This is a genomic window from Phenylobacterium sp. CCH9-H3, assembly GCF_001557235.1.
Classification (GTDB): domain Bacteria; phylum Pseudomonadota; class Alphaproteobacteria; order Caulobacterales; family Caulobacteraceae; genus Phenylobacterium.
In genome coordinates this window covers 1-7,808 of record NZ_LSJI01000041.1, presented here as the reverse complement: position 1 = coordinate 7,808, position 7,808 = coordinate 1, and the positions used below count along the sequence as shown (strand labels likewise).

Annotated in this window: 6 protein-coding genes; 4 read left to right on the top strand and 2 right to left on the bottom strand. The window is 69.2% G+C overall.

The genetic code is table 11. The annotated features are described in order from the left end of the window. Positions 1-32: 32 nt before the first annotated feature. Complete coding sequence (locus AX721_RS03205; RefSeq protein ID WP_068874598.1) at positions 33-506, bottom strand: DNA polymerase III subunit chi; 474 nt, start codon at positions 504-506, stop codon at positions 33-35. Then, complete coding sequence (locus AX721_RS03200; protein ID WP_068874597.1) at positions 507-1,955, bottom strand: leucyl aminopeptidase; 1,449 nt, start codon at positions 1,953-1,955, stop codon at positions 507-509. Positions 1,956-2,081: 126 nt separating this feature from the next. Between AX721_RS03200 and lptF the strand changes: the two genes are divergently transcribed. From lptF to AX721_RS03180, 4 genes are all read left to right on the top strand, one after another. Then, a complete protein-coding gene (gene lptF, locus AX721_RS03195; RefSeq protein ID WP_068874596.1) occupies positions 2,082-3,221 on the top strand; it encodes an LPS export ABC transporter permease LptF in 1,140 nt (379 codons plus the stop codon). After that, positions 3,218-4,321, top strand: coding sequence for an LPS export ABC transporter permease LptG (gene lptG / locus AX721_RS03190; protein ID WP_068874595.1), 1,104 nt, complete (start codon positions 3,218-3,220; stop codon positions 4,319-4,321). The genes lptF and lptG overlap by 4 nt, the downstream gene beginning before the upstream one ends. Before the next feature lie 91 nt (positions 4,322-4,412). Beyond that, complete coding sequence (locus tag AX721_RS03185; RefSeq protein WP_068874594.1) at positions 4,413-6,752, top strand: LPS-assembly protein LptD; 2,340 nt, start codon at positions 4,413-4,415, stop codon at positions 6,750-6,752. Between the two features lie 54 nt (positions 6,753-6,806). Further along, positions 6,807-7,808 (top strand): peptidylprolyl isomerase (locus AX721_RS03180; RefSeq protein WP_068874593.1); only part of this gene is annotated, 1,002 nt, incomplete at its 3' end.

The following is a 7,808-nucleotide window of genomic DNA, read 5'->3' as shown; positions in this document are numbered from 1 at the left end:
GGCCAGGACGGCCGCCAGGGCGATCGCGTGCTTCATGCCTGTTTCTCCCAACCGCGGGCCTGCTGCTTCCAATACGAGACCGGGAAACCCCGGGCCTTCACAGCGCTCCACTGCAGCCGCGCGTTCCGCAGCTGATCGTCGTCGCCGCCGTCGAAGAGCACCACGCAGCGCTTGTAGCCGTCCAGCTCGCCGGGCTCGGCCCCGTCGATGAGGAACAGGGCGTCCGCGCCGTTCGGGTTCTCGCGGCCCGTGGTCAGGAGGATGGGCTGGCGCGCCGCCCCCGGCTCGTCCGACGGGGCGTGCGGCAGGAAGCTCTCGTCCCGGTAGCTCCAGAGCCAGCCGTCCAGGTGGTCGATGCGCTCGGCCATCGAGGAGCGGACGATGGCCTTCCAGCCCCGCTGCAGCGTCTTCTCGAGCAGTTCCGGCAAGGCCTGGTCCAGCCCGGTGCGTTCCAGGTGATAGAACCAGACCTCGCAGGCGGCTCTCTCGGAGCCTTCGCTGGCCACCTAGCCCTCGTACTTGTCCTGGACCATGCGGTTCAGCAGCCGCACGCCGAAGCCGGTGGCGCCGTCCGGGCTGGTGGGGATGGAGGACGGCTTCTTCCAGGCGGTGGAGGCGATGTCGAGGTGCGCCCAGGGCACGCCATTGACGTACTTCTGCAGGAACAGGGCCGCGGTGATCGAGCCGCCCGGCCGGCCGCCGGTGTTCTTCATGTCGGCGATCATGGAGTCGATCTGCTTGTTGTAGGCCTCCGGCAGCGGCATCCGCCACAGGCCCTCGTCCTCGGCCTTCGACGCGGCCAGCAGGCCCGCGGCCAGGTCCTCGTCGTTGGCGTAGCAGCCGGCCAGGTCGTTGCCGATGGCGATGATGATGGCGCCCGTCAGGGTGGCGAGGTCGACCATGAACTTGGGCTTGAAGCGGTCCTGGCAGTACCAGAGGGCGTCGGCCAGCACGAGGCGGCCTTCGGCGTCGGTGTTCACCACCTCGATGGTCTGGCCCGACATGGACGTCAGGACGTCGCCCGGTCGGTAGCTGTTGCCGTCGGGCATGTTCTCGACCAGGCCCAGGATGCCGACGGCGTTCACCTTGGCCTTGCGGCCGGCCAGGACATGCATGACGCCGGCCACGGCGGCCGCGCCGCCCATGTCCCACTTCATGTCCTCCATGTTCTCGGCCGGCTTGATCGAAATGCCGCCGGTGTCGAAGCAGACGCCCTTGCCGACGAAGGCGATGGGCTGGGCGGACTTATCCGCCGCGCCGTTCCAGCGGATCACCGCCAGCTGGCTCTCCCGGATGCTGCCCTGGCCCACGGCCAGCAGCGCGCCCATGCCGAGGGCCTTCATCTCCACCTCGCCCAGGATCTCGACCTCCAGGCCCAACGTCTCCAGCGCCTTCACGCGGGCGGCGAACTCGGCGGGGTAGAGGACGTTCGGCGGCTCGGAGACCAGGTCGCGGGTGAAGCTGATGGCGTCGGCCAGGGCGGCCAGGGGCGCGAAGGCCGAAAGCGCGGCGTCCGCGTCGGGGGTCGCCACCTCGGTCTTGACCACGGACGGCTTCTTCTCCGCCGGCTCTTTGGTGCGGTACTTGTCGAAGCGGTAGCTGGCGAGGCGGACGCCCAGGGCCGCGCGCGCGGCCAGGTCGGCGCCGGCCACGCCCTCGATGCGCAGCAGCTCCAGCCCCGAGGCCTTCACCGCGTTATAGCCGGTGGCGGCGGCGTGCTCGGCGCCCACGGCGTCGAACCCCTCCCGCTTGCCGGCGCCCACCAGCACCAGCCGGGCCGCGTCCAGGCCCTGGGGCGCCAGGATGTCGAGCGTCTGGCCCTTGCCCCCGGTGAAGCGGCTGGCCGAGACGGCCTGGGCGACCGCGCCCTCGTGCGCATCACCCTCGAACACGATGCGGACCACGGCGGCCTTCGCGGGAACGCCCGCGCCGGGGGCGACGAACTGGATATCCATCGGTACTCTCTCTCAAGGCTCTCGCTGCGCGCCCACCGTCCGGTTGTGCGGCGCGGCGACGCATGGTTTAGAACAGGTCCGCCGCCGGGGCGCGTCTAATTCTCCGGACTACCCGCTTTTCGCAAGATGCGCCTGATAGACCGATATCTCCTTCGCCAGCTCCTGGGGCCGGTCGTCATGGCGACGCTGGCGCTGACGGCGGTCGCGCTTCTGAGCCAGAGCCTGGCGGGCCTCGACCTCATCGTGAACCAGCGCCAGAGCGCGCTCGTGTTCCTGAAGGTGACGCTGCTGTACATGCCGCAGCTCATCAACCTGATCCTGCCCATCGCGGTGTTCGTGGCGGCGCTGGTGGCGCTGAACCGGCTGCACACCGAGCAGGAGATCGTGGTCTGTTTCGCCGGCGGCATGAGCCGGTGGCGGGTGATCTCGCCGGCCATGCGGCTGGCGTGCACGATCGCCTTCCTGGCCCTGCTGCTGAACATCTTCGTCCAGCCGCTGTCGTTCCGCACCCTGCGCCAGGAGCTGTTCCAGGTGCGCACCGACCTGGCCGCCACCCTGGTCCGAGAGGGCGAGTTCACCGAGCCGGCGCCCGGCCTGACGGTCTATGCCCAGAGCGTCGACGGCCAGGGCAACCTGCGCAACCTGTTCATCCACCAGATCAAGCCCGACGGCTCCAGCAGCACCTACACGGCCGAAAAGGGGCGGGTCGGACGCGCCCAGGGCCGGCCAGCGCTGTTCATGGAGAACGGCTCGAACCAGGAACTGTCGACCCGCAGCGTGCTGAACTACCTGTCGTTCGACTACTACACCTTCGACCTGGAGCCCTTGGCCAATTCGGACGAGCTGATCCACTACAAGCCGTCGGACCGCTACCTGCACGAGCTGTTCTTCCCCGACCTGCAGCAGGACTGGGAGCGGCGGAACCGGCTGGACCTGCTGGCGGAGGGCAACGCCCGCCTCGCCTCCCCGCTCTACAACATCGCCTTCATGGCCCTGGCGCTGGCGGCGATCATCGGCGGCGGCTTCTCGCGGTTCGGCTACGGCCGCCGGATCGCGGTGATCGGGGCGATCGCGGCCCTGGTGCGGCTCGCGGGGTTCCTGGTCCAGTCGGCCTGCGAGGACAGCGCCTGGCTCAACATCGCCCAGTACGCCGTGCCCCTGCTCTGCATCTGGGGGGCCATGGCGGCCATCTTCCGCCAGAAGGTCAGCCGCTACATCGACATCAGCCGGCCACGGGCTGGCGCGTTCGCCGGAGCCCGGGCGTGACGGGCCTGGGCCGGATCGAGCGGTATGTGATCGGCTACGTCCTGCTGGGCGTGCTGACCTGGTTCAGCGTGATCACCTCCGTGGTGGTGCTGATCCAGTTCGTCGAACTGACCGGCCAGGTGGGCACCCGCGCCGACGTGGGCGCCGATAGCATCCTGGGCCTGACCCTGCTGCGGGTGCCCTCGCTGATCCAGATCCTGCTGCCGTTCTGCTTCCTGTTCGGCGGGATCAGCGCCTTCGTGGGCCTGAACCGGCGCAGCGAACTCGTGGCCATGCGCGCCGCCGGCATCTCGGCCTGGCGCTTCATCCTGCCGTCGGCGGTGGCGGCCTTCGTGCTCGGCGTGATCGCCGTGGCGGGGATCAATCCGCTGGCCGCCAGCCTCAACGCCCGCTTCGAGGCCGAGCGCGCCCGGATGATGGAGGGCTACCTCGGCGACCAGCCGCAGGACATCTGGCTGCGCCAGGGCGACGACACCAGCCAGATCGTCATCCACGCCAAGGCTCGCGACACCCGCGGCGGCGCAGTGACCCTGCGCGGGGTGTCCCTGTTCATCTACGAGAAGAACGAGCGCGGCACGCCGGTCTTCCGCCGCCGGCTGGAGGCGGGCGAGGCCACCCTGATGCCGGGTTTCTGGCGGCTCAAGGACGTGCGCGAGGCGACGGCCGGCGATTCGTCGATCCGTTCGGACAGCCTCTCCATTCGCTCCACGCTAGATTCCGAAGCGGCGATGGAGCGGCTGGCCTCGCCCGAGGCGGTGGCTTTCTGGCGCCTGCCCAAGGCGATCGAGCTGACCGAGCAGGCCGGGTTCTCGGCGGCCGGGTACCGGCTGCGGCTGCATCAGCTTTTGGCCACGCCCCTGCTGTTCGCCGCCATGTCGATCCTGGCCGCGGCGTTCTCGCTGCGCCTGGCGCGGCTGGGCGGGCTGGCGGGCCTGGCGGGCGCCGGGGTCGCGCTGGGGTTCGTGATGTTCTTCTTCAACCAGTTCGCCGGCGCCCTGGCCAAGGCCGACATCCTGCCGCTGTTCGCCGCCGCCTGGGCGCCCGCGGTCGTCGCGCTGCTCGCTGGCGTGACCCTGCTTTGCTACACCGAAGACGGTTGAATCGTTTTGCTCCCGGGCTATGCATCGCAGGCCTGACACAATAGACGCCGCCGGGCGCTTCGCTTCGCGCCAGAGGGGATCGAGAGGGTTGATGAGTCCGCGCAGGCGTACGCCGCGAGCATCAGGCAAGCGCGCCCTCCTGGCCGGCGCCGCCATCGCATTCCTGTGGACCGCCGCGGGCCACGCCCAGGCGCCTGCGTCCACGCCGCCCAGCGCCGACGGGCTGAAGCCCGACGAGATGTACATGGAGGCCGACGAGGTCATCCGTGACGACGACGCGGGCGTCACCACCGCCAACGGCCATATCGAGGTCCGCTACAACGGCCGCACCCTGCGCGCCGACAAGCTGGTCTACGACGACAAGTCCGGCGTCATCCGCGCGATCGGCAACATCGCCATCGTGAACGAGGACGGCTCTTCGGAATACGCCACCGAGATGGTGCTGGACGAAGAGATGCGGGCCGGCGTCGCCCTGGGCTTCTCCGCGCGCCTGCAGGAGAACGTGAAGATCGCCGCGGCCAGCGCCGCCAAGCGTAACGAGAACATCGAAGAGCTGAACAAGGCGATCTACACCCCGTGCGAGATCTGCGCGAAGGACGGCTCGCCGAAGACGCCGACCTGGTCCATCGCCGCCGAGCGGGTCGTCCGCGATAAGAAGCGGCGGATCGTCTACTATCGGAACGCGCGCTTCCGGCTGTTCGGCGTCTCGGTCGCCTACCTGCCGGTCTTCTGGCACGCCGATCCGGCGGCGGACCGCACCTCGGGCTTCCTGGTGCCCAAGGGCTCGGTCTCGGACCGCCGCGGCCTGTCGTACGAGCAGCCCTACTACTGGGCCTTCTCCAAGTCGGCGGACCTGATCGTCAGCCCGCAGATCAATTCCAAGATCGCCCCGTTCCTCAACGGCGAGCTGCGCAAGCGCTTCTACTCCGGCGACGTCAACCTCCGCTTCGGCTACACCCACGCTCGCGACTTCGACGGCAATGGCAACGAGTTGGTCGGCACCAGCACCGACCGCAGCTACATCCTCGCCAGGGGCGCGTTCCAGATCGATGACAAGTGGCTCTGGGGCTTCACGGCCGAACGCGCCTCCGAAGACCTGATCTTCGACAAGTACGAGGTCGGCAAAGTCTATATCAGCCGCGGCCCCTACGTGGCCGACGACCGCAGGCTGGTGTCCCAGATCTACGCTATCCGCCAGGACGAGCGGTCGTACCTGTCTGCCGCGGCGATCAGTATCCAGGGCCTGCGGCCGGACCTCAGCACCCTCGATCCCGTCACCGGCTTCGCCTCAGGCGAGAACGACCGCGTCTTCCCGGTGATCGGGCCGCTCATCGAGGGCCACTACGAGCCGGCGCCGAAGGTGCTGGGCGGCCGCCTGCGCGTGCACACCAGCGCCGTGGTGCTGAGCCGCGAGCAGTCGCAGACCGACCTGACCCAGCGCCTGCCGGGCCTGGACAGCGCGCGGGCGACCGGCGAGCTGGACTGGCGGCGCGCGTTCACCTCCGCGGCGGGGCTGCGCTTCGAGCCGTTCGTGAACGTGCGGGCCGACGCCTACCGCCTCGACGACATCCTGACCGGCGTGGGCTCGGCCACCCGCAGCGACGAGATGACCCGCGCCCTGGCCACGGCCGGCGTGGACCTGACCTACCCGTTCTTCAAGCGGACCAAGGACGCCACCATCGTGCTGGAGCCCGTGCTCCAGGTGGCCGCCTCGCCCAACGCCAAGCAGGTGGTCATCGGCCGCGACCCGACGACGGGTGAGAAGATCTACCTGAACGAGGACAGCGTCGCGTTCGAGTTCGACGAGACGACCCTGTTCCGGGCGAACAAGTTCCCGGGCTACGACCTCTACGAAGACGGCGTGCGCCTGAACATGGCCGCACGCGCGACGGTGATGTGGGACGATGGCCGCCGCGCCAACTTCCTCCTGGGCCGCAGCTTCCGCACCGAACAGAACGCCGTCTTCACCGACCGATCGGGCCTGCGGACCAAGTCGTCCGACTGGATCGTCTCCGCCGACGCCCAGCCGATCCGCGGCGTCTCGATGTTCGCCCGCGCGCGCCTGGACAGCGAGAACCTGGACATCCACCGCCTCGAGGCCGGCGCCAACGTCTACAACAAGTACGGCAACGGCTTCGTCCGCTACCTCACCGACGACTTCGACATCAACGGCCGGAAGCGGGAGAACCTGGACCTGGGCGGCGAGCTGTACCTTTCCAGGAACTACGGCGTCAGCTTCTACGGCAACCGCGACCTGGCGCAGGATTCCTGGGTCATCCGGGATGTCGGCGTGTTCTACCGGGACGACTGCCTGCGGGTTGATGTGATCTATCGCCGCGAGGACACGATCATCGGTCGTCTGCTACCCAGCGAGTCGGTCTCCGTTCGCCTAACGCTCGCCACATTGGGCGGCTCATTCAATGGCAGGTAGGATGGCGACGAACTTGCCGACTGCTCGCCACGCCACGAAGGAAGACTCTCGTCCATGATGCGTTATCTGACCGGTCCCACTGCGCGGAGCGCGGCGGTCGCCTGCGCGCTGGTCGCCGTGGCCGCCGCGCCCCATGCCGTGGCGCAGCAGCCGGGTAGCGAAGCGGTCGGCACGGCGCCGCCCGAGGCCCCTGCTCCGGCCGCGCCGCGCGCGCCGACCGGCCTCTCGGAGTCCGTCGCCGCCGTGGTGAACGACGAGATCATCTCGACCTACGACCTGGCGCAGCGCATGCGCCTGCTGATCGCCACCTCGGGCGTGCAGCCGACGCAGGAGAACCTGCCGCAGTTCCAGCGCGAGGCCCTGGTCTCCCTCGTCGACGAGCACCTGCAGTTCCAGGAACTGCGCCGCGTCGAGAAGGAACAGAAGATCGAGATCCTGGCCGACGACGCCGAGATCAACGAAGAGATCGCCGAGATGGCGCGCGGCAACAACATGGCGCCCGAGCAGTTCATGGCGTTCCTGGCCTCGCGCGGGATCGGCGTCGACACGCTGAAGCGCCAGCTCAACGCCCAGATCAGCTGGTCGCGCTGGATCCAGGGCCGCTACGGCTCACGCCTGCGGGTCGGCGACGACCAGATCGCGGCCACCCAGGCCCTGCTGACCGCCCAGGCCGCCAAGCCGCAGTACAACATCGGCGAGGTGCTGATCGACGCGAACCGTGTCGGCGGCATGCAGCAGGCCATGGCCGGCGCCCAGCAGTTGGTCTCCCAGATGCAGCAGGGCGCCCCCTTCCCCGCCGTGGCGCGCCAGTTCTCGGCCCTGCCCACGGCGGCCAACGGCGGCGACGCCGGTTGGGTGAGCCCGGGCGAGATGCCGTCCGAGGTCCAGGCGGTGCTCGAGCAGATGCGCCCCGGCCAGCTCAGCCAGCCGATCCCGGTCAAGGATGGCGTCTACATCCTCTACCTGCGCGACAAGCGCGCGGGCGGCAACACCACGCTCGTGAACCTCAAGCAGGTGGCCATCGGCCTGCCGCAGACGGCTTCGGCCGACGAAGAG

Bases quoted from the DNA above. Each gene is read 5' to 3' on its own strand.
- AX721_RS03200 (WP_068874597.1), bottom strand. From the start codon at position 1,955: ATGGATATCCAGTTCGTCGCCCCCGGCGCGGGCGTTCCCGCGAAGGCC.
- lptF (WP_068874596.1), top strand. From the start codon at position 2,082: ATGCGCCTGATAGACCGATATCTCCTTCGCCAGCTCCTGGGGCCGGTC.
- AX721_RS03185 (WP_068874594.1), top strand. From the start codon at position 4,413: ATGAGTCCGCGCAGGCGTACGCCGCGAGCATCAGGCAAGCGCGCCCTC.